The organism is Janibacter melonis (genome assembly GCF_020567375.1).
In the GTDB taxonomy this organism is placed as follows: domain Bacteria; phylum Actinomycetota; class Actinomycetes; order Actinomycetales; family Dermatophilaceae; genus Marihabitans; species Marihabitans melonis.
This window is the reverse complement of the sequence record NZ_JAJBZM010000001.1, coordinates 218,002-242,367: the sequence shown is the minus strand read 5'-3', so window position 1 is coordinate 242,367 and position 24,366 is coordinate 218,002. Positions and strand designations below refer to the sequence as shown.

At 73.1% G+C, this 24,366-nt stretch carries 23 protein-coding genes; 11 read left to right on the top strand and 12 right to left on the bottom strand.

Annotation, left to right across the window (positions count from 1 at the left end):
• Positions 1 to 12: 12 nt before the first annotated feature.
• The 4 genes from LIV55_RS01110 to LIV55_RS17070 are packed head-to-tail and all read left to right on the top strand — an operon-like array spanning position 13 to position 3,671.
• The gene (locus tag LIV55_RS01110) at positions 13 to 1,020 is read left to right on the top strand and encodes an alpha/beta hydrolase (protein WP_083968853.1); all 1,008 of its coding nucleotides are present in this window, start codon (positions 13 to 15) and stop codon (positions 1,018 to 1,020) included.
• Positions 1,017 to 2,129, top strand: a complete 1,113-nt coding sequence (locus LIV55_RS01105; RefSeq protein WP_229298925.1) for an alpha/beta hydrolase — start codon at positions 1,017 to 1,019, stop codon at positions 2,127 to 2,129. Before LIV55_RS01110 ends, LIV55_RS01105 begins: the two co-directional genes overlap by 4 nt.
• Entirely contained in the window at positions 2,126 to 3,109 is a 984-nt protein-coding gene (locus LIV55_RS01100; protein WP_123091762.1) for a ribose-phosphate diphosphokinase, read from the top strand. Before LIV55_RS01105 ends, LIV55_RS01100 begins: the two co-directional genes overlap by 4 nt.
• On the top strand, positions 3,102 to 3,671 hold the full coding sequence (locus LIV55_RS17070) for a DUF3054 domain-containing protein (RefSeq protein WP_308012860.1): 570 nt from the start codon (positions 3,102 to 3,104) through the stop codon (positions 3,669 to 3,671). The genes LIV55_RS01100 and LIV55_RS17070 overlap by 8 nt, the downstream gene beginning before the upstream one ends.
• 6 nt (positions 3,672 to 3,677) lie before the next feature.
• On the opposite strand, the gene arc is transcribed toward LIV55_RS17070, so the two are convergent.
• Genes arc through LIV55_RS01080 form a run of 3 tightly spaced genes read right to left on the bottom strand, consistent with a single transcriptional unit; the run spans position 3,678 to position 7,614 of the window.
• Entirely contained in the window at positions 3,678 to 5,348 is a 1,671-nt protein-coding gene (gene arc / locus LIV55_RS01090; RefSeq protein ID WP_083968855.1) for a proteasome ATPase, read from the bottom strand.
• Positions 5,349 to 5,393: 45 nt separating this feature from the next.
• On the bottom strand, positions 5,394 to 6,428 hold the full coding sequence (locus LIV55_RS01085; RefSeq protein ID WP_123091759.1) for a tRNA (adenine-N1)-methyltransferase: 1,035 nt from the start codon (positions 6,426 to 6,428) through the stop codon (positions 5,394 to 5,396).
• Positions 6,429 to 6,471: 43 nt separating this feature from the next.
• The gene (locus LIV55_RS01080) at positions 6,472 to 7,614 is read right to left on the bottom strand and encodes a site-2 protease family protein (protein ID WP_148041565.1); all 1,143 of its coding nucleotides are present in this window, start codon (positions 7,612 to 7,614) and stop codon (positions 6,472 to 6,474) included.
• A gap of 20 nt (positions 7,615 to 7,634) precedes the next feature.
• On the opposite strand from LIV55_RS01080, the gene metH reads away from it, so the two are divergent.
• Both metH and LIV55_RS01070 read left to right on the top strand, forming a co-directional pair.
• A complete protein-coding gene (gene metH, locus LIV55_RS01075; protein WP_425551775.1) occupies positions 7,635 to 11,399 on the top strand; it encodes a methionine synthase in 3,765 nt (1,254 codons plus the stop codon).
• A gap of 18 nt (positions 11,400 to 11,417) precedes the next feature.
• Positions 11,418 to 12,254, top strand: coding sequence for a RecB family exonuclease (locus LIV55_RS01070; protein WP_123091756.1), 837 nt, complete (start codon positions 11,418 to 11,420; stop codon positions 12,252 to 12,254).
• Between the two features lie 7 nt (positions 12,255 to 12,261).
• On the opposite strand, the gene LIV55_RS01065 is transcribed toward LIV55_RS01070, so the two are convergent.
• The 3 genes from LIV55_RS01065 to LIV55_RS01055 all read right to left on the bottom strand — a co-directional run bounded on the left by LIV55_RS01065 (position 12,262) and on the right by LIV55_RS01055 (position 15,083).
• Positions 12,262 to 13,125, bottom strand: a complete 864-nt coding sequence (locus tag LIV55_RS01065) for a class I SAM-dependent methyltransferase (protein ID WP_229298924.1) — start codon at positions 13,123 to 13,125, stop codon at positions 12,262 to 12,264.
• 149 nt (positions 13,126 to 13,274) lie between these two features.
• Positions 13,275 to 14,372 (bottom strand): alpha/beta fold hydrolase, encoded by a 1,098-nt coding sequence (locus tag LIV55_RS01060; protein ID WP_229298923.1) that lies wholly within the window; start codon positions 14,370 to 14,372, stop codon positions 13,275 to 13,277.
• 39 nt (positions 14,373 to 14,411) lie between these two features.
• Positions 14,412 to 15,083, bottom strand: coding sequence for an HAD family hydrolase (locus LIV55_RS01055; RefSeq protein ID WP_308012859.1), 672 nt, complete (start codon positions 15,081 to 15,083; stop codon positions 14,412 to 14,414).
• An 89-nt stretch (positions 15,084 to 15,172) separates the two neighbouring features.
• On the opposite strand from LIV55_RS01055, the gene LIV55_RS01050 reads away from it, so the two are divergent.
• Together LIV55_RS01050 and LIV55_RS01045 are read left to right on the top strand one after the other, a co-directional pair.
• Positions 15,173 to 16,030 (top strand): PAC2 family protein, encoded by an 858-nt coding sequence (locus LIV55_RS01050; RefSeq protein ID WP_123091753.1) that lies wholly within the window; start codon positions 15,173 to 15,175, stop codon positions 16,028 to 16,030.
• A gap of 17 nt (positions 16,031 to 16,047) precedes the next feature.
• Complete coding sequence (locus LIV55_RS01045; protein WP_229298922.1) at positions 16,048 to 16,572, top strand: putative immunity protein; 525 nt, start codon at positions 16,048 to 16,050, stop codon at positions 16,570 to 16,572.
• A gap of 142 nt (positions 16,573 to 16,714) precedes the next feature.
• On the opposite strand, the gene mshC is transcribed toward LIV55_RS01045, so the two are convergent.
• Genes mshC through LIV55_RS01025 form a run of 4 tightly spaced genes read right to left on the bottom strand, consistent with a single transcriptional unit; the run spans position 16,715 to position 20,056 of the window.
• The gene (gene mshC, locus LIV55_RS01040) at positions 16,715 to 17,965 is read right to left on the bottom strand and encodes a cysteine--1-D-myo-inosityl 2-amino-2-deoxy-alpha-D-glucopyranoside ligase (RefSeq protein WP_229298921.1); all 1,251 of its coding nucleotides are present in this window, start codon (positions 17,963 to 17,965) and stop codon (positions 16,715 to 16,717) included.
• A 19-nt stretch (positions 17,966 to 17,984) separates the two neighbouring features.
• Entirely contained in the window at positions 17,985 to 18,764 is a 780-nt protein-coding gene (locus LIV55_RS01035; protein WP_308012876.1) for an SCO1664 family protein, read from the bottom strand.
• A 29-nt stretch (positions 18,765 to 18,793) separates the two neighbouring features.
• Complete coding sequence (locus LIV55_RS01030; protein ID WP_123091750.1) at positions 18,794 to 19,339, bottom strand: DUF3090 family protein; 546 nt, start codon at positions 19,337 to 19,339, stop codon at positions 18,794 to 18,796.
• A gap of 9 nt (positions 19,340 to 19,348) precedes the next feature.
• Entirely contained in the window at positions 19,349 to 20,056 is a 708-nt protein-coding gene (locus LIV55_RS01025; RefSeq protein WP_191564736.1) for an MSMEG_4193 family putative phosphomutase, read from the bottom strand.
• A 31-nt stretch (positions 20,057 to 20,087) separates the two neighbouring features.
• Between LIV55_RS01025 and LIV55_RS01020 the strand changes: the two genes are divergently transcribed.
• Entirely contained in the window at positions 20,088 to 21,131 is a 1,044-nt protein-coding gene (locus LIV55_RS01020; protein ID WP_068275869.1) for a magnesium and cobalt transport protein CorA, read from the top strand.
• A 9-nt stretch (positions 21,132 to 21,140) separates the two neighbouring features.
• Here the strand turns inward: LIV55_RS01020 and LIV55_RS01015 are convergent, their stop codons facing one another.
• The gene (locus LIV55_RS01015) at positions 21,141 to 21,473 is read right to left on the bottom strand and encodes a primosomal protein (RefSeq protein WP_229298919.1); all 333 of its coding nucleotides are present in this window, start codon (positions 21,471 to 21,473) and stop codon (positions 21,141 to 21,143) included.
• 37 nt (positions 21,474 to 21,510) lie between these two features.
• On the opposite strand from LIV55_RS01015, the gene LIV55_RS01010 reads away from it, so the two are divergent.
• Positions 21,511 to 21,723, top strand: a complete 213-nt coding sequence (locus LIV55_RS01010; RefSeq protein ID WP_123091748.1) for a DUF5703 family protein — start codon at positions 21,511 to 21,513, stop codon at positions 21,721 to 21,723.
• On the opposite strand, the gene LIV55_RS01005 is transcribed toward LIV55_RS01010, so the two are convergent.
• Complete coding sequence (locus LIV55_RS01005; protein ID WP_068275876.1) at positions 21,707 to 23,029, bottom strand: M20/M25/M40 family metallo-hydrolase; 1,323 nt, start codon at positions 23,027 to 23,029, stop codon at positions 21,707 to 21,709. The two genes, LIV55_RS01010 and LIV55_RS01005, sit on opposite strands and share 17 nt — an antisense overlap.
• Positions 23,030 to 23,176: 147 nt before the next feature.
• On the opposite strand from LIV55_RS01005, the gene LIV55_RS01000 reads away from it, so the two are divergent.
• Positions 23,177 to 24,313: a serine hydrolase domain-containing protein gene (locus tag LIV55_RS01000; RefSeq protein ID WP_229298918.1), complete on the top strand. Its 1,137-nt coding sequence runs from the start codon at positions 23,177 to 23,179 to the stop codon at positions 24,311 to 24,313.
• Positions 24,314 to 24,366: the final 53 nt, after the last annotated feature.

The following is a 24,366-nucleotide window of genomic DNA, read 5'->3' as shown; positions in this document are numbered from 1 at the left end:
TTCAATGGCCGCATGCCCTCCGCGACGCCCTCTGCCTGGATGCCGCTGCGGACGAGGGCGCTGGCCGCCCTGCTGCGCGCGACGAGCGGCCCGGTCGACACGATCAGCCCGGCCCGGCTGGCCCGCACCCGTCGACGGGTGCCCCTGCACCGGCCCCTGACGTGGGCGATCGGCACCCCGACGAAGGGGGTGACGACGACGGTCCGCGAGGTCCCGGTCCGCGACGGGGCCCGCGTGCGGGTCCGGGTGCACCGGCCGGACTACGTCGAGGGGGCGCTGCCGGTCGTCATGCACTTCCACGGCGGCGGCTTCGCGATGGGTCACCCCACCGCCTTCGACCCCGTGTGCACGCGCGTCGCCCAGGTCGCCGGCGCCGTCGTCGTCTCGGTGGGCTACCGCATGGCGCCCGAGCACCGCGCGCCGACCGCCGTGCACGACTGCGCCGACGTCACCCGGTGGGTGCTCGCGCACGCCGCCGAGCTGGGCGCGGACCCCGACCGGCTGGCCCTCACCGGCGACAGCGCGGGCGGCAACCTCGCCGCGGCGGTGGCCCAGGGGCTCGTCGCCGACGGCGTGAGCGCCCTGCGCCACCTCGCCCTCACCTACCCCGCGCCCGACCTCACCGAGCGCGAGGTCGACCTCGTCCTCGAGCAGGAGGACGTCGAGGTGCCGCCGCACGGCTTCCCCGTCATCACCCCCGACATGCTGCGCGCCTTCCGCAGCCTCTACCTCGGCGACCTCGACGGCAGCGACCCGATCGTCTCCCCCGCCCGCGGCGAGCTCGCCGGGCTGCCCCCGACCCTCGTGCAGACCGCCGAGCTCGACCCGCTCCGTCTCGACGGCGAGGCCTTCGCCCAGGCCCTGCGCGACGCGGGCGTGCCCGTGCGGCACACCCGCTACCGCGGCTCGCCCCACGGCTTCCTCTCCCTGCCCGGGCTCACGGCCGCCGGGCACCCCGCCCTCGAGGAGCTCGCCGCCGAGATGGCCCACCACCTGCGCCCGACGAAGGAGCCCGCATGACCGCGCGTCCCCACCTGGCCCGTCCCCGCCCGGCTCGTGCCCCACGACCGGCGCTGCGCACCCGGGTGGTGACCGACCTCCTCGAGCGGCTGGGGCGCCGCCCGGTGGAGGACTCCGACCTCGACGACATCCGGGCCAAGCGCGAGACCGTCTACCCGACCCGGGCCCCCTTCACGTGGATCACCGGGCCCGTCGGCCGCGGTGTGCGGGTCGAGACGGCGAGCGCGCCCGTGCGCGACGGGGCGCGCATCCCCCTTCGCTGCTACCTGCCCGCGATGCCGGGCCCGCTGCCCCTCCTCGTCTTCTTCCACGGTGGCGGGTGGGTGCAGGGCTCGACCGCGATGTACGACCCGTTGTGCTCGCGCCTGGCCGAGCAGGTCGGGGCGGTCGTCGTCAGCGTCGACTACCGGATGGCCCCGGAGCACCTCTTCCCCACCGCCGCCCACGACGCCGTCGACGTCGTCTCCTGGCTCGTCGAGCACGGGGCGAGCCTGCCGGTGCTCGCCGACGCCGACCTCACGAGGGTCGCTCTCGCGGGCGACAGCGCGGGCGGCAACCTCAGCGCCATCGTCGCCCAGCAGCTGCGCGACCTGCGCGGTCCCGACGGCGAACCCGTCCTGCGCCACCAGGCCCTGATCTACCCGGCGACCGACCTCACGATGAGCTCGCCGTCGATCGACGAGCACGCCGACGGCCCGGTGCTCACCCGCGCGGGCATCACGGCCTTCCGCGCCCTCTACCTCGACGGCACCCTCGGCGTGCGCGAGGACCACCGACCCGACCCGCGCCACCGCGACCCGCTCGCCTCTCCTCTGGCCGGAGACGCGACCGGGGTCGCCCCGGCGCTCGTGCAGGCCGGCGAGCTCGACCCCCTTCGCGACGACGCGACGCGGTACGCGGAGCACCTTGCCGAGGCCGGTGTGCCGGTGCGGTGCACGACCTACCGCCGGCTGCCGCACGGCTTCGCCTCGATGCCCGGCGCCTGCCCGGGGGCCGACGCCGCGCACGCCGAGCTCGTGGGCGAGATCGCGCACCACCTGCACGCGTCGGTAGGCTCGCAGCGCCCGCTCGCCGTCGGCGACGCCGAGGACCAGGAGCACGCGCAGTGAGAGAGATCGTCGTCTTCTCCGGTAGCGCCCACCGAGAGCTCGCCGAGCGGATCTGCGACCAGCTCGGCGTGCCGCTCTCGCCGAGCCGCACGACCCGATTCAGCAACGACTGCCTCCAGACCCAGCTGCTGGCGAACTGCCGCCAGCGCGACGTCTACGTCGTCCAGCCGCTCGTCGCGCCGACGCAGGACCACCTCATGGAGCTGCTCCTCATGCTCGACGCCGCCCGGGGCGCCTCGGCCGCGCGGGTGACCGCCGTCGTGCCGCACTACGCGTACGCGCGCTCGGACAAGAAGGACGCCTCGCGCATCTCGATCGGCGGGCGGCTCGTCGCCGACATGATCACCGCCGCCGGGGCCGACCGCGTCATCACGATGGCGCTGCACGCACCCCAGGTCCACGGCTTCTTCTCGGTGCCGGTCGACCACCTCACCGCGCTCGGCGTGCTCGCCGAGCACTTCCGCGGGCGTGATCTCGACGACGCCGTGGTCGTCTCGCCCGACCTCGGCAACGCCAAGGAGGCGACGCAGTTCGCCCGTCTCCTCGGCCTGCCGGTCGCCGCCGGCAGCAAGCAGCGCACGTCTGACGACACGGTCGTCGTCGAGTCGGTCGTCGGCGACGTGCGGGGCCGGCACGCGATCGTCCTCGACGACGAGATCGCCACCGGCGGCTCGATCGTCGAGCTGCTCGCCAAGCTCGAGGAGCTCGGCTGCACCGGTGCCTCCGTCGCGTGCACGCACGGGCTCTTCGCCGGCCGTGCGGTCGAGCGGCTGCGTGAGCACCCGATGGTCGACGAGGTCGTGACGACCGACACGGTGCCGGCGCCGGACGGCTGGCCGCAGCTCCAGGTGCGCTCGGTGAGCGGCCTCTTCGCCCAGGCGATCTCGCGCATCCACGCCGGGGAGTCGGTCTCGAGCCTCTTCGACGGCGTCGACCCGACGCACGCCCCGCCCCAGCCCTCCCTCTTCGACCGTGCCTGAGCGCGACACCGCGCGCTCCGCCGCGACCGCGCTCGCGCTCGACGTCCTCGTCGTCGCGGTCTTCGTCGTCGTCGGTCGGCGCAGCCATGCCGAAGGGGTGACCCTCGCCGGGTGGCTCGAGACCGCCTGGCCCTTCCTCGCCGGTCTCGTCCTGGGCTGGGTCGGCGTCGTCGCGGGCCTGGGCCGCGCCCCCGTCACGCTCGCCACCGGTCTGCCGGTGTGGGTCGCGACGGTCTTCGGCGGGATGGCGCTGCGCGACATGTCCGGTCAGGGCACCGCGCTCCCCTTCGTCGTCGTCGCGACGCTCTCGCTCGCCCTCGGGCTGCTCGGCTGGCGGGCCGCCGCGACCCTGCTCGGCCGACGGCGCGCGGCTGCTCCCTCGTCTCCGACGTCTCACCGCGGCGTCGCCGTCGGCGAGCCCACCCCCGACCCCCTCGGCCAGCGCGAGCTCGGCGAGCAGGACATCACGACACCGGGACGCGGGGTCGTCCCCCCGCAGGAGCGCGCCCGCTACGGCCGCCGTCCCGACGCCGAGGCGGACCGCCCGGACGCCGGCGAGTAGCCGGCCTCAGCCGAGGTCGATGGACTTGCCGGCGCTCGTGCCCGAGGCGGTGCCGACGAGGGTGCGGATGTAGACGATCCGCTCCCCCTTCTTGCCCGAGACCCGAGCCCAGTCGTCCGGGTTCGTCGTGTTCGGCAGGTCCTCGTTCTCGCGCAGCTCGGCCAGGCAGCTGGCGAGGAGGTGCTCCTCGCGCAGGCCCTCGACGCCGGAGGTGAGGTACTCCTTGATCGCGAGCTTCTTCGCGCGGTCGACGACGTTCTGGATCATCGCGCCGGAGCTGAAGTCCTTGAAGTACAGGACCTCCTTGTCGCCGCCGGCGTAGGTGACCTCGAGGAACTGGTTCTCGGGGATCTGGGCGTACATCCGCTCGACGACGGCGTCGATCATCGCGACGACCGTGCGCTCGTGCGAGCCGTCGTGGTCGCCGAGGTCGTGCGGGTGCAGCGGCAGGTCGGCGGTGAGGTACTTCGCGAAGATCTCTCGCGCGGCCTGGGCGTCCGGGCGCTCGATCTTGATCTTCACGTCGAGGCGACCGGGTCGCAGGATCGCGGGGTCGATCATGTCCTCGCGGTTCGTCGCGCCGATGACGATGACGTTCTCGAGGCCCTCGACGCCGTCGATCTCGGCGAGCAGCTGCGGGACGATCGTCGTCTCGACGTCGGAGGACACGCCCGAGCCCCGGGTGCGGAAGAGGCTGTCCATCTCGTCGAAGAAGACGACGACGGGGGTGCCGTCGCTGCTCTTCTCACGGGCCCGGTGGAAGATGAGGCGGATGTGCCGCTCGGTCTCGCCGACGTACTTGTTGAGCAGCTCCGGGCCCTTGATGTTGAGGAAGTAGGCGTTCGTCGCCGTCGCCGCGTCGCGCCCGTCGCGCTCGGCGACCTTGCGGGCCAGCGAGGAGGCGACGGCCTTGGCGATCATCGTCTTGCCGCACCCGGGCGGGCCGTAGAGCAGGACCCCCTTCGGGGGCTTGAGCTGGTGGCGCTCGTAGAGCTCGGCGTGCAGGTAGGGCAGCTCGACGGAGTCGCGGATCGTCTCGATCTGGCCGGACAGGCCACCGATGTCCTCGTAGGAGAGGTCGGGCACCTCCTCGAGCACGAGATCGGCGACCTCGGCCTTGGGGATGAGCTCGAGGGCGATGTTGCTGCGGGCCTCGAGGAGCACGGCGTCGCCGACGCGGACGCGCTCGCGGCGCAGGGCCGCGCCCTGGCGCACGACGCGCTCTTCGTCCTGGCGGGCGAGGACGAGCAGACGGCCGTCGTCGAGCAGCTCCTTGACGAGCACGACGTCGCCGGCGACGTCGGGGTCGTGGACCGACACGACGTTCATCGCCTCGTTGAGCAGAACCTCGCGCCCGACCTCGAGCGCGTCGGCCTCGATCGTCGGCGAGACGGCGACGTGCATCTTGCGCCCGTTGCTCAGGACGTCGACGGTGCCGTCGTCGTGGACCCCGACGAGCTGCGCGTAGGCCGACGGCGGCTGGGCCAGGCGGTCGATCTCGGCGCGCAGGGTGACGATCTGCTCCCGGGCGTCCTTGAGCGTGCGCACGAGGCGCTCGTTCTGCGAGGACAGCGTGCTCAGCTGCGAGGTCTTCGTGCTCAGCTCGCGCTGGGTGGTGCGCAGCTGCTCCGCGGGGCTCGGCCCCTGCGGGACCGCGCCGGTGGCTCCGGTGCTCATCGGGTCGTCCTCCTAGGTCGCGTCAGCCCATCCTCGCTCACGACGTCAGCGCGGCGTCGGGGGCACCACACCCCGGACGAGCTTGCGCATCTTCTTCTCCGACGCGACCCGCTCGCCGAGCGCCTCGCTGCTCCAGTCCTGGCCCTCGGGTCCCAGGTGGCTCGTCGCGTCGAGCATGGCCCCCGTGGGAGCGCCGTCCTGGTCCTCCTCGGCCGGCACGTAGCCGCGGCCGGGGCGGCGCTTGCGCAGGGGCGGGGTGGTGCCCGGCGCGAGGCGCCGGGTGGTGATGAGGAAGCCGGTGTGACCGTGCATGCGGTGCTGGGGACGCACCGCGAGGCCCTCGAGGTGCCAGCCGCGCACGAGGGACTCCCACGCCTCGGGCTCGGTGAAGGTCCCGAAGTCGCGCATCGCCTCGGCGACCTTGCTCAGCTGGGTGGCGGTCGCGACGTAGCAGATGAGCACGCCGCCGGGCGCGAGCGCGTCGGCGACGACCTCGAGGCACTCCCACGGGGCGAGCATGTCGAGCACGACGCGGTCGACGGTGCCGGGCTCGACGGCGCCGGGCAGGGACTCGACGAGGTCGCCGACGGTGACGGTCCACGCGGGGTGGTCCTCGCCGAAGAAGGCCCGGGCGTTCGCGACCGCGATGTCGGCGAAGTCGGCGCGGCGCTCGAAGGACAGCACCCGCCCGCTCTCGCCGACCGCGCGCAGCAGCGACATCGACAGCGCGCCCGACCCGACACCGGCCTCGACGACGGTCGCACCGGGGAAGACGTCGGCCATGGTGACGATCTGACCGGCGTCCTTGGGGTAGACGACGGCCGCGCCGCGCGGCATCGACATGACGTAGTCCGACAGCAGCGGGCGCAGGGCGAGGTACTCGGTGCCGGCGGTGTTGGTGATCGTCGAGCCGTCGGGCGAGCCGATGAGGTCGTCGTGCTTCACGTGGCCGCGGTGGGTGTGGAACTGCTTGCCCGGGGTGAGGGTGATCGTGTGCATCCGCCCCTTCGGGTCCGTCAGCTGGACGCGGTCGCCCTCACGGAAGGGGCCGCGGCGGTACTGGGATCCGGTGGCAGTCATAGCCCGCGAGTCTACGGACCCGCGGGCGGTGCTCCGGACGGCGTCACGGGCGGGGCGGTCGTCCCTGGACCTCGTCGAGCGCCGCGCCGAGCTCGTGGACGGACACGACGCCGGCGAGGACCCCGCCCCGCGTCACCGCGAGATGGCTGGCACGGGTGTCCTGGAAGGTCCGCACGAGCGCGATGAGGTCCTCCTCGGGGTCGCCCTCGAGCGGGACGACCCACTCGGAGGGCTGACGCGCCATGACGGCGGAGACGGGGGTGCGCTCGCGCAGCTCCTCGGGCACGCCGCCCATCGCGGCGGCCGAGAGCAGGGCGAGCGGGCGGCCGAGGGCGTCGACGACGACGGGCACGCCGTGGGCGGCCTGCGGGTCGACGTCGGCGAGGACGGCGCGCTCCGAGACCGCCCGGGCGGGGCGGATGACGCGGGCCGGGTCGAGGCGGGCGAGCACGCCGAGGGACTGACCGGCGGCGATGGCGGCCGTCGCGCCCTGCCAGAGGAAGGCGCAGATGAGCACGGTCCACACGACGCGGAAGAGGTCGGGCCTGGCCCCGGAGAGCAGCGGCAGGCCGATCGCCCACACGACGACCACGACGACGACGGCCCGCCCGCACCATCCGGCGACGACCCGGCCGCGCGGACGGCTGCCGGTGAGCCGCCACACAGCGGCCTCGACGAGCTGCCCGCCGTCGAGCGGCAGACCGGGCAGGAGGTTGAAGGCGGCGAGGAGGACGTTGACGAAGGCGAACGCCCCGAGCAGGCCCGAGGGCACCCCTTCGGGCGCGAAGGGGTGGACCCCCCAGGCGAGCAGACCGAGGACGAGGTTGCTCAGCGGCCCGACGACGGCGATGGCGGCCGCGCTCCCGGGGGTGCCCCGGGAGGGGTCGTACGTCGTGTGCCCGCCCCAGATGTCGGCGACGACGGCGTGGACGCGGTGCCCGACGCCGCGGGCGACGACCGCGTGGGCGGCCTCGTGGACGAGGACGGCGACGAGCAGGCCGACGGCGTAGAGGGCGCCGACGCCGTAGGCGAGGGCCCCGAGGTCGGGGCGGTCCGCGGCGATGCCCGGACCGACGAGGGCGATGACGACGACGGCGAGGATCAGCCACGACGAGCCGACGTAGACCGGCACGCCGCCGACCGACGCGACTCGAAGGCCGGACGGTCGATCAGGGGATGCGGCCATGCGAGGCACCCTAGGCGATAATGAGCACCTCCCCCGATGGCCCTGCCGACAGGACTCCCCCAGACGTGACCTCCCCCGCCCACCGCCCTGATGCCTCCGACGCGCTCGCCGCTCTCATGAGCGAGCGCGTCCTGCTGCTGGACGGCTCGATGGGTGTCTTCATCCAACGCCGGGGCCTGAGCGAGGCGGACTTCCGCGGCGAGCGCTTCGCGGACTGGGAGCGCGAGCTCAAGGGCAACAACGACCTGCTCTCGATCACCGCGCCCGACGTCATCCGCTCGATCCACGACGACTACCTCGCCGCCGGCGCGGACATCATCGAGACCAACACCTTCAGCGCGCAGCGCATCTCCATGGCCGACTACGGCATGGAGGAGCTGTCCTACGAGATCAACTACGAGGCGGCCCGGCTGGCGCGCGCGGCGTGCGACGCCGTCGAGACCCCCGAGCGCCCGCGCTACGTCGCCGGCGCCCTCGGCCCGACGAACCGCACCGCGTCGATCTCGCCGGACGTCAACGACCCGGCGGCGCGCAACATCACCTTCGTCGAGCTCGTCGAGGCCTACCTCGAGCAGGCCCGCGGCCTCGTCGACGGCGGCAGCGACATCCTGCTCGTCGAGACGATCTTCGACACCCTCAACGCCAAGGCCGCGATCTTCGCCCTCGAGACCCTCTTCGACGAGCAGTGCCGCCGCTGGCCGGTCATCATCTCCGGCACGATCACCGACGCCTCGGGCCGCACCCTCACCGGGCAGACGACCGAGGCCTTCTGGAACAGCGTCCGGCACGCCCAGCCGCTGGCCGTCGGGCTCAACTGCGCGCTCGGCGCGGCGGAGATGCGTCCCTACGTCGCCGAGATCTCCCGGGTCGCCGACTGCTTCGTGTCGATCTACCCCAACGCCGGCCTGCCCAACGCCTTCGGCGAGTACGACGAGACGGCCGAGCAGATGGCCGAGGTCGTCGACGGCTTCGTGCGCGACGGCCTCGTCAACATCATCGGCGGCTGCTGCGGCACGACGCCCGAGCACATCGCCGAGCTCGGCCGACGGGTCGAGGGCGTGCCGCCGCGGGTGCCCCCGACCGTCGAGCCGGCGATGCGCCTGTCGGGGCTCGAGCCCTTCACCATCACCGCCGACTCCCTCTTCGTCAACGTCGGCGAGCGCACCAACGTCACCGGCTCGGCCCGCTTCCGCAAGCTCATCCAGGCCGAGGACTACCCGGCGGCGCTGTCCGTCGCCCGCCAGCAGGTCGAGTCTGGCGCCCAGGTGATCGACATCAACATGGACGAGGGGATGCTCGACGGCGTCGCCGCGATGTCGACCTTCGTCAACCTCGTCGGCTCCGAGCCCGACATCTGCCGCGTCCCGCTGATGATCGACTCCTCGAAGTGGGAGGTCATCGAGGCCGGGCTGCAGCGCGCCCAGGGCAAGTGCATCGTCAACTCGATCTCCATGAAAGAGGGCGTGGAGCCCTTCGTCGAGCACGCTCGCCTGTGCCGTAAGTACGGCGCGGCGATCGTCGTCATGGGCTTCGACGAGGACGGCCAGGCCGACACCTACGAGCGCCGTCTCGAGATCGCGCAGCGCGCGTACACGATCCTCACGCAGGAGGTCGGCTTCCCGGCCGAGGACGTCGTCTTCGACCCCAACATCTTCGCCGTGGCGACGGGCATCGAGGAGCACGCGGCCTACGGGACCGACTTCATCGAGGCGACGCGCTGGATCAAGGAGAACCTCCCCCACGCCCTCGTGTCCGGTGGCGTCTCAAACGTCTCCTTCAGCTTCCGCGGCAACAACCCCGTGCGCGAGGCGATCCACGCCGTCTTCCTCTACCACGCGATCGCCGCGGGCATGGACATGGGCATCGTCAACGCCGGCGCGCTCGTGCCCTACGACACCCTCGACGCCGAGCTGCGCGAGCGGATCGAGGACGTCGTGCTCAACCGTCGCGAGGACGCGACCGAGCGGCTGCTCGAGATCGCCGAGGCCCACCGCGGCAGCGGCGAGGTCGAGGCCAAGCAGCTCGACGAGTGGCGCTCCCTGCCGGTCTCCGAGCGGATCACTCACGCGCTCGTCAAGGGCATCGACGACTACGCCGAGAGCGACACCGAGGAGCTGCGGCGCGAGATCTCCGAGCGCGGCGGCAAGCCGATCGAGGTCATCGAGGGCCCGCTCATGGACGGGATGAACGTCGTCGGCGACCTCTTCGGCAGCGGCAAGATGTTCTTGCCCCAGGTCGTGAAGTCGGCCCGCGTCATGAAGAAGGCCGTCGCCTACCTCATCCCCTACATCGAGGCCGAGAAGGACCCGGACGCCCCCGAGCGCAGCAAGGGCAAGGTCGTCATGGCCACGGTGCGGGGCGACGTGCACGACATCGGCAAGAACATCGTCGGGGTCGTCCTCCAGTGCAACAACTACGACGTCGTCGACCTCGGCGTCATGGTCCAGACGCAGAAGATCCTCGACGCCGCCCGCGAGGAGAAGGCCGACATCATCGGCCTGTCCGGGCTCATCACGCCGAGCCTGGACGAGATGGTCGGCGTCGCCGAGGAGATGCAGCGTCAGGGGCTGAGCATCCCGCTCATGCTCGGTGGCGCGACGACCTCGCGCGCCCACACGGCCGTCAAGGTCGACCAGCGCTACGACGGCCCCGTCATCTGGGTCAAGGACGCCTCGCGCTCGGTGCCGGTCGTCGCCGCCCTGCTGTCCGACGAGGGGCGCGAGCGCCTCATGGACGAGGTCAAGGCCGACTTCGACTCGATCCGGGCGCGGCACGCGGCGAAGCAGAACGACCGCCCGCTGCTGTCCCTCGAGCAGGCCCGCGAGCGGGCGACGCCGATGCAGTGGGACGAGGGCTCGGTCCCGCCGGCGCCCAAGGTGCCCGGGCGCACCGTGCTGCGCGACGTGCCGCTCGCCGACATCGTGCCGTACGTCGACTGGCAGCCCTTCTTCAACGCCTGGGAGATGAAGGGCTCCTTCCCCGACATCCTCAACGCCCCGTCGACCGGCCCGGCGGCCCGCAAGCTCTTCGAGGACGCGCAGGACATGCTGCGCCGCGTCATCGACGAGCGCTGGCTCACCGCGAACGCCGTCGTCGGGCTCTTCCCGGCCAACGCCGTCGGCGACTCCGTCGAGGTCTACACGGACGAGTCGCGCACCGAGGTGGCCCACCGGCTGCACATGCTGCGCCAGCAGGGCCAGCACCGCGAGGGCGTCCCCAACCGCAGCCTGGCCGACTTCGTCGCGCCCAAGGAGAGCGGGCTGCCCGACCACGTCGGCGCCTTCGCCGTGACCGGCGGCCTGGGCTCGGCGGAGCACGTGGCCCGCCTCAAGGCCGAGCTCGACGACTACTCGGCGATCCTCCTCGAGTCGCTCGCCGACCGTCTCGCCGAGGGCCTGGCCGAGATGCTCCACGAGCGCGTGCGTCGCGAGCTGTGGGGCTACTCCCCCGACGAGCAGCTCGACAACCGCCAGCTCATCAAGGAGCAGTACGACGGCATCCGTCCGGCTCCCGGCTACCCCGCGTGCCCCGAGCACACCGAGAAGGCGACGCTGTGGGAGATGCTCGACGTCGACGAGATCGGCATCGAGCTCACCGACCGCATGGCGATGTGGCCCGGGGCCTCCGTCTCCGGCTGGTACCTCGGGCACCCCGACAGCCAGTACTTCGTCGTCGGCCGGATCGGCCGCGACCAGGTCGAGGACTACGCGCAGCGCAAGGGGTGGACGCTCAAGGAGGCCGAGACCTGGCTCTCGCCGAACCTCGGCTACCACCCCGAGGACTGATCGGCGATCACGACGCCCCTGCCCTCGCTCTCGCCGTCGCGGGCGGCGGACTTCAAGGCGTGCCCGCTGAGGTACCGCTTCCGGGCCGTCGACCGGCTCGACGAGGCACCGTCGGCCGCGGCGGCCCGGGGCACGCTCGTGCACGCGGTGCTCGAGGCGCTCTTCGACCTGCCCGCGCCCGAGCGCACCCCGGACGCCGCCGTGGCCCTCGTGCCCGGCCGCTGGGCGGCGATGCTCGCCGAGCGTCCTGAGCTCGCGACGCTCGTGGGCACCGACGACGGGCCCGACGAGCAGGCCTGGTACGCCCAGGCGGAGGCGCTCGTCCACCGGTGGTTCACCCTCGAGGACCCGACCCGGCTGGAGCCGCACGAGCGCGAGAGCCGGGTCGAGGTGGAGGTCGACGGGCTGCGGCTGCGCGGCATCATCGACCGGCTCGACGTCGCACCGACCGGCGAGGTGCGGGTCGTCGACTACAAGACCGGGCGGTCCCCCTCGGAGCGCTTCGAGGGCCGGGCGCTCTTCCAGATGCGCTTCTACGCGCTCATCATCTGGCGCAGCACGGGCCGGGTGCCCGACCTGCTCCAGCTCGTCTACCTGCGCGACGCCCAGGTCATCCGCTACTCCCCCGACGAGGCGGACCTGCTCGCGCTCGAGCGCAACGTGCGGGCGGTCTCGGCCGCGATCCAGCGCGCCCACGAGAGCGGTGACTGGCGACCGAGCCCGTCGCGGCTGTGCTCGTGGTGCGACTTCCGAGCGCTGTGCCCCGCCTTCGGCGGCACGCCGCCCCCGCTGCCACCTCGTGACGGCGTCACCGCCGGGTCGGGCGACCTCGTCCTCGACGCGGTGGACCTCTAGGTCCGGCTCAGCGGCGGGTCGCGGTGACGAGCAGGTACTCCCACGGCAGCACCGTCGTGCCGTCGCCGACGTCGAAGCGCTCGGCGAGACCGATCAGCTCTGCGTCGAGCGCCGCGGCCCGCTCGGACCCCTCCCCCAGCGCCCGGTAGACCGCGATGGTCGGCCCGTAGCTGCTCTTGAAGAGGTCGAGGAAGTCCTGCGGGCCGGCGAAACGGTCGACGACGAGGTCCTGCTGGACCGCCGTGGTGATCTCCGCCCGGTCGCCGAGCAGGTCACGGACGTGGTCGAGGTGCCCCCACAGCGGCGGCGGCTGGGAGCCGGCCGGCGGCGGGGGCGCGTAGGGCCGCATCGTGGCGAACATCTGCCCGATGAAGCCCTCGGGCGTCCAGCTGATCAGCCCGATGGTCCCCCCGGGCCGCACGACCCGTGCCAGCTGGTCGGCGACCGCCTGGTGGTGCGGGGCGAACATCACGCCGACGCACGACAGGGCGACGTCGAACTCGCCGGTGTCGCACGGCAGGTGCTCCGCGTCCGCGACGACCCACCGGATGTCGAGCCCCTCGGCCTCGGCGGCCGCCCGGCCCGCATCGAGCAGCTCCGGCGTGAGATCCGTCGCGACGACCTCGGCGCCGGTGCGGGCGGCCGGGATGGCCACGGTGCCGGGACCCGCGGCGACGTCGTGGACCCGCTGCCCGGCGTGGACCCCCGCGGCCTCGACGAGGACCGGCCCCAGAGGGGCGACGACCTCTCGCGCGACGGCGGGGTAGTCGCCGAGCGCCCACATGGCGCGGTGGCGTGCCTTGAGGGCGGTGTCCGCGTCCTCGGCGGGCGGGTCGACGGGTGCGGGCCCGTCGGGTGCGATGGTGCTCATGTCGCTCTCCTTCGTGCGTGCCGACCTGACAGGTCGACGCTAGGAGCGCACCGGGGCGCGCCGCATCGGTGCGTGCACGTAGCCCGCGGGGACGCGGACGACCTCGGCCGTCTGCCGTGGCGGGGGTGCGCGCAGCGGCGAAGGGGGTCTCAGCGGGCGGTGAGCAGGCGGGCGACGGCCGCCGTGCGGGCCGACTTCCCGTGCAGGTCGAGCTTGGCGTAGACGTTGCTCAGGTGACGCTCGACGGTGCGGGTGCTCAGCACGAGGGAGCGGGCGATCTCGTCGTTGTCGCGGCCCTGCGCGGCGAGAGCGAGGATCTCTCGCTCGCGGGGCGAGAGGTCCTCGAGCCCCTCCGAGCGGCCTCCACCGGGTGCCGTGCCCCCGCGGACCGGCACGGGCTCGGCGAGGAAGCGCCTCAGCTCTGCCCGGTAGACCGGCCAGGCGTCATCGTCCTCGAGGACGATGTGGTTCTCGCTCTCGAGCGCCACCAGCCGGGCGCCGGCGACGTGGGCGGCGAGGTAGCGGGCCTCGGAGAAGTCGTTCATCCGGTCACCCCGCGAGTGGATGACGAGGGTCGGCACGTCGAGCTGCGCGAGCAGGTGCGACGCGTCGGCGACGAGTCGCTGGCGGCGCGACTCCCGGGCGGTCTCGGCGCTCGTCGAGGTGCGCTGCAGCTCGTCGAGCCAGACCCGCTGCTCCTCGCTCGCGCCGGGGATCATCAACGAGGTGAAAACCCGGCGGAAGGTCGAGTCGGGCCGCGCCCACCCCACCGCGATGAGGGCGTCGAGGGTGTCGTCCATCGCCGCCTCGGTCGGGTCCTTCGACTGCTGCCCCGAGTAGCTGCCGTAGAAGACGAGCCGCGAGACCCGCTGCGGGTGGCGGGCGGTGTAGCTGATGGCGACCGGCCCGCCCTGCGCCATGGCGAGCAGGTCGAAGTGCTCGAGCCCGGCGTCGTCGACGACCGCCTCGAGGTCGGCGACCCGCACCTCGAGGCCGTGGTCGGTGACGTCGCGGTCGGAGAGCCCGTGCCCGCGCTCGTCGAAGCGCACGACCATGTGCTCACGGCCCCATTCGAGCAGGTGGTGACGCCACACCGGCGAGGACCAGTCGTGCTGGAGGTGGCTGAGCCAGCAGGAGTCCACGACGAGCGGCGGGCCTGACCCGTGCACGGCGTAGGCGATCTGGGTCCCGTCGACGGAGCGGCAGAAGCGGATCTGCTGACGGGGCGCGGGCGCGTTCGCAGCCACACCCCATCGTAGGACCGGGCGCCCCGCGGGCGCACCGGTCTAGGCGGAGGCGAAGGGGGACCGAGCCCGCGTCACGAGGTCGGCCAGCGACACCCCTTCGAGCGTCTCGAGCTGCACCGAGCCCTCGACCGGCGGGACGGGCACGACGTGCGGGACCGCGATCGTCGGCACGCCGGCGGCGGTCGCCGAGCGCACCCCGGTCGGGCTGTCCTCGACGGCGACGGCATCGGCCGGGTCGACGCCGAGCAGCGCCGCGGCCCGCTCGTAGGGCTCGGGGTGCGGCTTGCCGTGGGTCACCTCGTCACCGGTGACGACGGCGGCGAAGCACCCGGGCTCGAGGGTGTCGAGGACTGCGGTGACGAGGGGGCGCCATGACATCGTCACGAGCGCGTTGGGCACCCCGGCGGCGACGGCCTCGGCGAGCAGCTCCTGCGCGCCCGGCCGCCACGGGACGTGGTCGTGCACCTGGGCGATGACCGAGCTCATGAGCTCCTCGACGACCTCGTGCGGGGAGAGCGTCACCGAGGAGCGCTCGATGATGAAGTCCGCGCTCACGAGGAGCGGGTTGCCGACGAGCTCGTGGGCCAGCTCGTCGCTCCACCGCCCGCCGAAGCGCTCGACGAGCTCGTGCTCGGCGCGGATCCAGTAGGGCTCGGTGTCGACGAGGGTGCCGTCCATGTCCCACAGGACCGCGGCGGGGATGATGCTCACGCCTCGACACTGTAACGAGCGCCGTCCGACGACGAGCACGGCGACATAGGCTGGCGGGTGACCGGTAGGACGAGCGAGCAGGAGCCGACGTGATCGAGCTGCAGGACATCCCCGAGCTGCACGACCCGGTGATGATCCTCGCCTTCGAGGGGTGGAACGACGCCGGTGAGGCGGCGACCTCGACCCTCCTCCACCTCGCCGAGGCGTGGGACGCCGACCCGGTGGCCGCCCTCGACCCGGAGGACTACTACGACTTCCAGGTCACCCGCCCGGTCGTCATGGGCCGACCGGGGCAGCGCCGCGTCGACTGGCGCACGACCCGGGTCCTGCTCGCCTCCCCCGACGAGCTCGACCGCGACGTCGTCCTCGTCCTGGGCATCGAGCCGTCCTTCCGCTGGCGGACCTTCTGCGAGGAGATCGTCGACCTCGCCTCCGACCTCGGCGTGCGCACGGTCGTCTCCATCGGCGCGCTGCTCGCCGACGTGCCGCACACCCGGCCCATCCCGGTGAGCGCGACGAGCGACGACGAGCGCACGATCCACCGCTACGACCTCGAGGCGAGCACCTACGAGGGCCCCACCGGCATCATCGGCGTCGTGGCCGACGCCGCCCGGCGCGAGGACATGGCCTCGATCTCGTTGTGGGCGGGCATCCCCCACTACGCCGGGCACGTGCCCTCGCCGAAGGCGACGTACGCGGTGCTGCGAGCCCTCGAGCGCCTCCTCGACGTCTCCCTGCCCCACGGCACGCTCGAGGAGGAGGCCCGGGCCTGGGAGCGCGGTGTCGACGAGGCGGCCGAGGCCGACGAGGACATCCGCGAGTACGTCGAGCAGCTCGAGCAGGCGCAGGACACCGCCCAGCTGCCCGAGGCGAGCGGCGACGCGATCGCCAAGGAGTTCGAGCGCTACCTGCGGCGTCGCCGCGACGACCCGCCTGCCGCGGGCTGAGCGGCGCCCGGACCGCGATGATCCTCCCGGAAGTGCGCGACCCGCGTCTGGTGTCGGTGCGGCGCGGCGGCACCCTCACCGACGCGGACCACCGGCTGCTCGCGCTGTGGGCGGCGCTGTGCGCCGAGCACGTGCTCGGGCTCGTCGAGGAGGAGGTGCCCGGCGACCCGCGGCCCCGGGCGGCCGTCGAGGCGGTCCGGTCCTGGGCCGGTGGCGAGCTGCCCATGATGCGTGCCCGGGCCGTCGGCGGTCACGCCATGGGCGCCGCACGACCGCTCACCGGTCCGGCCCGGCTCGCGGCCTACGCAGCCGGCCAGGCTGCCTGCGTGCCACACGTAGCGGAGCACGACCTCGGTGCCGCGGCCTACGCGATCCGCGCCGTGCATCACGCTCACCCGCAGGACCCGTCGGCGGGGGTCGGCGAGCGCGACTGGCAGCGCGAGCAGCTGCCCGCCGCCGTCCGTGACCTCGTCCTCGAGGACCAGGCGCGGCGCGACGCGATCTGCTGGGGCGCCTTCGGCGACGCCGGCCCCCGCCGCTGACCTGTGTGCTCCCCCCTTCGCCCGCTCCTCCTCGCCCCACCTACTGACGAAACCCTGCTGGCTGCCTCTTGATGTGGCAGGACCGTCTCGACAGGGTCCTGGCACGTCGAAGGGCTGCTGGCAGGGTCTTGTCGGAGGAGGTCTACAGCTCGACGCCCAGCAGGGCGTCGACGACGTCGACGACGAGCGCCGGGGCGTCCTCGTCGGCGCCCTCGCCGGACTCCGCCTGCTCGCACCAGCGGTCGACCGCGTCGAGCGCGGCCGCGGTGTCGAGGTCGTCGGCGAGCGCGGTGCGCACCTCGTCGGCGAGCGTCCCGACACCCGGGCCGCTCGGCAGCGAGGTCGCGCGGCGCCAGCGGTCGAGGCGGCGCTGGGCGTGGCGCAGGGAGTCCTCGGTCCACGACCACTCGGTGCGGTAGTGGTGGGCGAGCAGCACGAGCCGGATCGCCGCCGGGTCGACGCCCTCACGGCGCAGGTCGGAGACCCGCACGAGGTTGCCCTTGGACTTGCTCATCTTCTCGCCGTCGAGACCCACCATCGCCTGGTGGGTCGTGTGGGTGGCGAAGGGGGACCGCCGCGTCGCGGCGACCGCCTGGAGCGCGGTCATCGGGTGGTGCGGGAACTCGAGGTCGGACCCGCCGCCCTGCACGCCGACGGTCTCGCCGAGGTGGTCGAGGGCGATCGCCGTGCACTCGATGTGCCAGCCGGGGCGTCCCCGGCCGAGGACGGCGCTCTCCCACGCGGGCTCGCCGTCACGCTCGCCGCGCCACAGCATCGGGTCGAGACGGTGGCGCTTGCCGGCGCGGTCGGGGTCTCCCCCGCGCTCGGCGGAGTACTCGAGCATCGTCGCCTCGGGCAGCGGGCTCACCTGCTCGACACCGCCGACGGCGGTGACGTCGAGATAGGTGTCCTGGGCGCCGGTGGCGTCCTCGGTGAGGGTGTAGGTCACCCCGGCGTCGACGAGCCGCTCGACGACGGCGACGATGCGCGGCATCGCCTCGACGACGCCGACGTAGGCCTTCGGCGGGATGACGCGCAGCGCGGCCATGTCCTGCGAGAAGAGCTCGATCTGGCTCGTCGCGAGGTCGCGCCAGTCCACGCCGTCGCGCTCGGCGCGCTCGAGGAGCGGGTCGTCGACGTCGGTGACGTTCTGCACGTAGTCGACGCCGAGCCCGCTGTCGAGGGCGGCGCGGTGGAGCACGTCGAAGGTGACGTAGGTGGCGGCGTGCCCCATGTGGGTCGTGTCGTAGGGGGTGACGCCGCAGACGTAGAGGCTGAGCCGGCCCTGCTCGGGACGCACCTCGGCCACGGCGTCCGTGAGGGTGTCGTGCAGCCGCGGGGTGGGACCGCTGCCTGGGAGAGTGGGGACGGCGGGCGCGGACCAGGACTTCACGCGCCCATCCTAAGGTGGCTCAGACGGGCGGCCACGGCACGCTCGGCCAGCCGTGCCCGGGCCGGGGATGACGACCCGCCCGCAGCAGCCGCTCGCACCGCGCGACGAGCGCGTCGACCTCGGTCACGGTGAGCAGCTCGTCGAGCTCACCGGCCTCCGGCGAGCCTTCGATCGCCTCGACGAGGCGCTCCACACGGGCCCGGTCCGCGTCCGTGAGGGGGTCCCCCGCCCACCCCCACAGGACGGTGCGCAGCTTGGGCTCGACGGACAGGCTCACGCCGTTGTCGATGCCGTAGACGCCGTCGCCCTCGAGGAGCACGTGGCTGCCCTTGCGGTCGCTGTTGTTGATGACGGCGTCGAGCACCGACAGCGACCTCAGCACCGGGTCGTCGGGGTGGCTGAGCACGACGCCCGTGCCGCGCTCGTCCTCGCCCGAGAGCACCCGCAGGTAGCCCGGTGGGATCTGGCCCGGACGGGTGACGGCGACGGGGCTGTCGGCGGGCTCGTCGAGGGTGCCGACCCATCGCTGCACGGAGCCCTCGCCGAGGGGCCCGGCCCGCAGGACGGTCGCCGGGACGCAGTCGAATCCGCCGAGCCGGGCGACGAGGTAGGCCGCCCGCTCGCGATGGGCGAGGTGCCCGTCGGGGTAGTCCCACAGGGGCCGCTCGCCCTGCACCGGCTTGTAGATCGCGGTGAGCGTGCCGCCCTCGTGCTCGACCTCGCAGACGATCGCGAGGTTGCTCGCCTCGGGGTGGGCACCGAGCATCGTCAGCTCGCCCTCGGCGAGGTGGGTCTCGATCTCGCAGGGCTGCGGGGCCAGCCGCTCGGTCAGCGCCGGTAGCCGTTCGCGCGGGGGCAGATGTGCCCCTCGGGGTCGAGCGGGCCACCGCAGAAGGGGCAGGACGGGCGCCCGGCGGACACGACGGTCTCGCACCGGCGGGCGAAGGCGCGGGCCTTCGCGGGCGAGAGGACCACGCGCAGGGTGCTCGGGCCGCCGACGAGCGGCTCGCCCTGCGGGTCGCCCTCCTCGGCGAGCTCGTCGGGGTCGTGGTCGTGGCACTCGATGACGACGACCCGGCGCTCCTCGTCCCAGGCGAGGGAGAGCGCGAGGACGCGGAAGTCCTCGGTGATCGGGGTGTCGAGGGGCGCGTTGTCGGCCGACCCGACGGCCGCGGCCACTCCCCCTTCGAGCCCGCCCACCTCGTCGAGGAGGGTCTCGATCCGCTCCGCGAGGACGCCGACGTGGACCTTCTCGACGGCGATCTGGTGACGGCGATGACCGTCGCTGGCCTGGAGGTAGAACGTCCGGTCCCCGGGAGGGCCGACGGTGCCGACGACGAATCGCTCCGGCGGGTCGTACTCGAAGACGCTCATGACCCGACCCTAGCCCGCTCCCCCGCCGACGACGGCGTCTCCCGGCGGGGTCGTCTCGGGGGTGGTCGTCGAGGGCTGCGGCACCGGTCGCAGCGGCCCGCTGTCGTTGACCCGCAGGACGAAGGGGCGCTCGGGCGTGTAGCGCAGGACGCTCACCGACGCGGGGTCGACGACGAAGCGCTGGAAGTCGTCGAGCGGTGTCGCCGAGGCGTCGGCGACGACCGACTTGATGATGTCGCCGTGGCTCACGGCGAGCCACATCGCGTGCGCCCCGTGCTCCTCCTCGACCTGCGCGTCGACCCGGCGGATCGCGGCGACGGCGCGCTGGGCCATCGTCGCGATCGACTCGTGGGCGTGCTCGTCCGAGGGCGGGAAGACGGCCTGGCTCGGGGTGCTCTGCACGGTGCGCCACAACGGCTCCTTCGCGAGCTCGACGAGCGGGCGCCCCGTCCACCCCCCGTAGTGCGCCTCTCCGATGTCGGGCTCGACCTCGAGGTCGAGCCCGAGGCGGGCCCGCAGGGGCTCGACGGTCTCGAGGCAGCGGTCGAGGGGGCTGGTGACGACGCGCACGAGCGGCAGCTCGCCGAGCCGGTCGACCACCTCCTGCGCCTGGGCGCGGCCGGTGTCGTCGAGGGAGACGCCCGCGGACCAGCCGGCGAGGAGGCCGGCGGCGTTGGCGCTGGATCGGGCATGTCGGAGCAGCAGGCAGTAGGCCACGACGTCAGGCTACGTGCGCGATGATGACGCGGTGATCGTCGACCAGGCCCGATATCGCGACGGGGTGCGCCTCCCGTGCGAGGACATCAGCACAGAGATCGCCCGGCTGCGGGCCGAGGCACCCGGTCGTCCGGAGGGCTCGGCGGACTTCGTGTGGATCGGGCTGAAGGACCCGAGCCCGCAGACCTTCCAGCGGGTCGTCGGCGACGAGCTCGAGCTGCACCACCTCGCGATCGAGGACGCCGTCGCCGGGGACCAGCGCGCGAAGGTCGAGCGCTACGGCGACACGTGGTTCGCCGTCCTCAAGCCGCTGCGCTACCTCGACGAGACCTCCGACGTCGAGACCGGCGAGCTCATGGTCTTCGTCGGGCCCGACTTCGTGCTCACGGTGCGGCGGGGCGAGGCGAGCCCGCTCGCGGACCTGCGTCACCGTCTCGAGGAGGACCCGGCCCCGCTGCGGCACGGCCCGTGGGGTGTCTTCCACGCCGTGCTCGACACCGTCGTCGACGAGTACCTCGCCATCGAGGACGAGCTGCAGGTCGATCTCGAGGGCATCGAGACCGCGGTCTTCGAGCCGAGCTCAGGGCTGACCTCGGAGGAGATCTACACCCTCAAGCGCGAGGTCCTCGAGTTCAAGCGGGCCGCCCTGCCGCTCGCGCGGCCGATGGGCTTCCTCACCTCGCCGTCCTCGCCGGTGGCCCACGGCGAGCTGCGCCTGCTCTTCCGCGACGTGTCCGACCACCTCACCCAGGCGCTGGAGAGCCTCGAGTCGATGGACCGGCTCCTCACCGACGTGCTGAGCGCCCACCTCGCGCAGGTCGGGGTGGAGCAGAACAGGGTCTCGATGAAGCAGAACGAGGACATGCGCCGCATCTCGGCGTGGGTGGCGATCGCCGCCCTGCCGACGATGATCGCCGGCGTCTACGGCATGAACTTCGAGCGGATGCCCGAGCTCACGGCGAGCGTGCGGGTGAGCGGGCACGAGGTCTACTACGGCTACTACGTCGTGCTCGCCGTCATGGTGGCGGCCTGCCTCGTGCTCTACCGGCTCTTCAAGCGCTCCGGCTGGCTGTAGGTCGCCGGGTCAGCGACGGCCGGGGGCCTGCTCGTCGCCGGCCTTGTCCTCGTCGTCGTACTCCTCGTCGTCGAGACCGGAGTAGCCCTCGTCGTCCTCGTCGTCGTCGTACTCCTCGTCGCCGCTGTCGTCGAGGTCGGCGTCGTCGACGACGATGAGCGGGGTCATCTCGCCGTAGGCCTCGTTGAGGGCGTCGTCGTAGGCCTCGAAGGCGTCGGCGAGGTCCTCGTACGCGGCGACCACGCGCGGGTCGTCCTCGCCGTTACGACCGGAGGACGCCTCGAGGTGCCGCTCAAAGGTGGCGATGAGCTTGGTCAGCGCGGCGCGCGGGTCGGCGGTCATGGCACGACCGTACCGTCAGGGGTGAGAATGGCGCACGATGGTCGAGTACGAGTTCCAGGTCCTCAGCTTCCCCCGCGAGACCACCCGTGGGCAGATCCGCGCTGCGCTTGCCGAGCACGCCGAGTACGGCCGCTGGGAGCTGCACCGCACGGTGCGCTACGTCGGCGGTCAGCAGCGCTCGTGGCTGCGGCGCAAGATCATCCGTGTCCCGCGCCGCGACGACCCGCTGGGGCTCAGCAGGTCTCGATGAGCCGCAGCAGGACCTTCGCCCCGAACTCCAGGGACTCGGTGGGCACGCGCTCGTCGATGCCGTGGAACATCGGCGCGAAGTCGAGATCGGCGGGCAGGCGCAGCGGCGCGAAGCCGTAGCCGGTGATGCCCATCGTCGACAGCGCCTTGTTGTCCGTGCCGCCGGACAGGCAGTAGGGCAGGATCGCCGCCTCGGGGTCCTCGGCGAGCAGGGCGGCCTTCATCGCGTCGACGAGCGGTCCCTCGAAGGGGGAGTCCAGGGCGATGTCGCGGTGCTCGACCTCGACGACGACCCGGTCGCCGGCGAGCTCGGCGATCGTCGCCATGAGCGACTCCTCGTGCCCGGGCAGGAAGCGGCAGTCGACGGCGGCGACGGCCTCCTGGGGGATGACGTTGTGCTTGTACCCGGCGGTGAGCATCGTCGGGTTGGCCGTGTCCTGGAGCGACCCGCGCACGAAGCCCGCGGCCCCGCCGAGGTGCTCGACGAGCTCCTCGAGGTCCTCGTCGCTGTACCCGGTGCCGGTGATCTCGGAGAGCCCGTCGAGCAGGCCGCGCACGGAGGCGATGTACTCGCGCGGCCACTTGTGCTCGGCGATGCGCGAGAGGGCCTGGGCGAGGTGGAGCACGGCGTTGTCGTCGTTGGGCACCGAGCCGTGGCCGGCCCGGCCCGAGGCGCGCAGCCGGAGCCAGACGATGCCCTTCTCGGCGGTCTGCAGCAGGTAGGCGCGGCGGTCGCCGCCCTCGGGCGTCGGCACGGTGACGCTGTAGCCGCCGACCTCGCTGATCGCCTCGGTCACGCCCTCGAAGAGCTCGGGGTGGTGCTCGACGAGCCACTGGCTGCCGTGGACTCCCCCGGCCTCCTCGTCGGCGAAGAAGACGACGACGAGGTCGCGCGGCGGCACCGTGCCGGTGCGCGCGAGGTGGCGCACGCACGCGAGGATCATCGCGTCCATGTCCTTCATGTCGACGGCGCCGCGGCCCCAGACGCAGCCGTCCTTGATGACCCCTTCGAAGGGGTCGACCGACCAGTCCTGGGCGTTCGCCGGCACGACGTCGAGATGGCCGTGGATGCACAGCGCCCCGCGCTCCCGGTCGGCGCCGGGGATGCGCAGCACGACGCTCGCGCGGCCGGGCTGCGACTCGAAGAGCTGGGGCTCGTAGCCCACCTCGCGCAGCTGCTCCACGACGTAGTCGGCGGCCTCGCGCTCCCCCGGGCCCTCCCCGTCGGGCCCGTAGTTCGTCGTGTCGATCCGGATGAGGTCCTGGCAGAGCCGGACCACCTCGTCCTGCGGCGCGCTGATCTCCATGGACCCACCCTAGGGGCCGGGCGGGACGAGCCCGCCGGAAGCTTGTGACCGACGGGTAGCGAGGCGCTAGCGTCGCGAGCAGGCGACGCAGCCGTCCGCACGAGCGGCCCCGGCGGCGCGCGAACCCGCTGTCGACAAGGAGATCTCATGACCATCCACGGGCACACCGACCCACGCCTGACGGGCCTGCGCGACGCCCTCGCAGCCATGGTCGACTCGGGCGAGGAGCTCGGCGCCGCGATCAGCGTCGACCTCGACGGCGAGACCCTCGCCGACATCTGGGGCGGGCACGCCGACGTCGCCTGCACCCGCCCGTGGGAGCGCGACACGATCGTCAACGTCTGGTCGACGACGAAGGAGGTCACGGCGCTCGCCGTCCTCCTGCTCGTCGAGCGCGGTCTCGTCGACCTCGACGCGCCGGTCGCGACGTACTGGCCCGAGTTCGCCGCGAACGGCAAGGAGGGCGTGCTCGTGCGCCACGTCATGTCGCACACGTCGGGCGTCTCGGGCTGGGACCAGCCCTTCGTCCTCACGGACATGTACGACCGCGAGACGGCGACGGCACGGCTGGCGGCCCAGGCCCCGTGGTGGGAGCCCGGGACGGCCTCGGGCTACCACGCCCAGAACCAGGGGCACCTCCTCGGCGAGATCATCCGCCGGGCCAGCGGACGCACGCTGACTCAGCTCGTCGCCGAGGAGATCGCGGGGCCGCTCGGCGTCGACCTGCAGATCGGCGCCACGGAGCGCGACGACGACCGCGTCGCCGAGATCGTGCCGCCTCCCCCGCTGCCGATGGACCTCAGCCAGGTCCCCGCCGACTCCCCCATGGTGCGCACCTTCACCGGACCGGTCGCCAGCGCGGCCGCGGCGAACACCGTCCCCTGGCGCCGGGCCGAGCTCGGCGCGCTCAACGCCCACACGAACGCCCGGGCGCTCGCCCGCACCTTCTCGGTGATCTCGCGCGGGGGTGCTGTCGGCGACGTGCGGCTGCTCTCGCCGGGGACGATCGAGCAGATCTTCCGCGAGCAGTCCCGCGGCGTCGACCTCGTCCTCGGCGTCCCGCTGCGCTTCGGCATCGGCTTCGCGCTGCCCGAGCCGCAGACCGTGCCCTACATTCCCGACGGCCGGGTCTGCTTCTGGGGCGGCTGGGGCGGGTCGATGACGGTGATGTTCCCCGAGCGCTCCCTCACCGTCTCGTACGTCATGAACAAGATGGCGCCGGGGATCATCGGCTCGGACCGGGCGGCGCGCTACCTCACCGAGGTCCTCGACGCCGTCGGCTGACCGGCGCGGGGACGACGAAGGGCGGACCCGACCGGGTCCGCCCTTCGTCGACC

Excerpts from the sequence above, each read along its gene's own strand:
- LIV55_RS01110 (WP_083968853.1), top strand. The coding sequence starts at position 13 with ATGCCCTCCGCGACGCCCTCTGCCTGGATGCCGCTGCGGACGAGGGCG.
- LIV55_RS01105 (WP_229298925.1), top strand. The coding sequence starts at position 1,017 with ATGACCGCGCGTCCCCACCTGGCCCGTCCCCGCCCGGCTCGTGCCCCA.
- arc (WP_083968855.1), bottom strand. The coding sequence starts at position 5,348 with ATGAGCACCGGAGCCACCGGCGCGGTCCCGCAGGGGCCGAGCCCCGCG.
- LIV55_RS01085 (WP_123091759.1), bottom strand. The coding sequence starts at position 6,428 with ATGACTGCCACCGGATCCCAGTACCGCCGCGGCCCCTTCCGTGAGGGC.
- LIV55_RS01080 (WP_148041565.1), bottom strand. The coding sequence starts at position 7,614 with ATGGCCGCATCCCCTGATCGACCGTCCGGCCTTCGAGTCGCGTCGGTC.
- metH (WP_425551775.1), top strand. The coding sequence starts at position 7,635 with ATGAGCACCTCCCCCGATGGCCCTGCCGACAGGACTCCCCCAGACGTG.
- LIV55_RS01065 (WP_229298924.1), bottom strand. The coding sequence starts at position 13,125 with ATGAGCACCATCGCACCCGACGGGCCCGCACCCGTCGACCCGCCCGCC.
- LIV55_RS01045 (WP_229298922.1), top strand. The coding sequence starts at position 16,048 with ATGATCCTCCCGGAAGTGCGCGACCCGCGTCTGGTGTCGGTGCGGCGC.
- LIV55_RS01030 (WP_123091750.1), bottom strand. The coding sequence starts at position 19,339 with ATGAGCGTCTTCGAGTACGACCCGCCGGAGCGATTCGTCGTCGGCACC.
- LIV55_RS01015 (WP_229298919.1), bottom strand. The coding sequence starts at position 21,473 with ATGACCGCCGACCCGCGCGCCGCGCTGACCAAGCTCATCGCCACCTTT.
- LIV55_RS01010 (WP_123091748.1), top strand. The coding sequence starts at position 21,511 with ATGGTCGAGTACGAGTTCCAGGTCCTCAGCTTCCCCCGCGAGACCACC.
- LIV55_RS01005 (WP_068275876.1), bottom strand. The coding sequence starts at position 23,029 with ATGGAGATCAGCGCGCCGCAGGACGAGGTGGTCCGGCTCTGCCAGGAC.
- LIV55_RS01000 (WP_229298918.1), top strand. The coding sequence starts at position 23,177 with ATGACCATCCACGGGCACACCGACCCACGCCTGACGGGCCTGCGCGAC.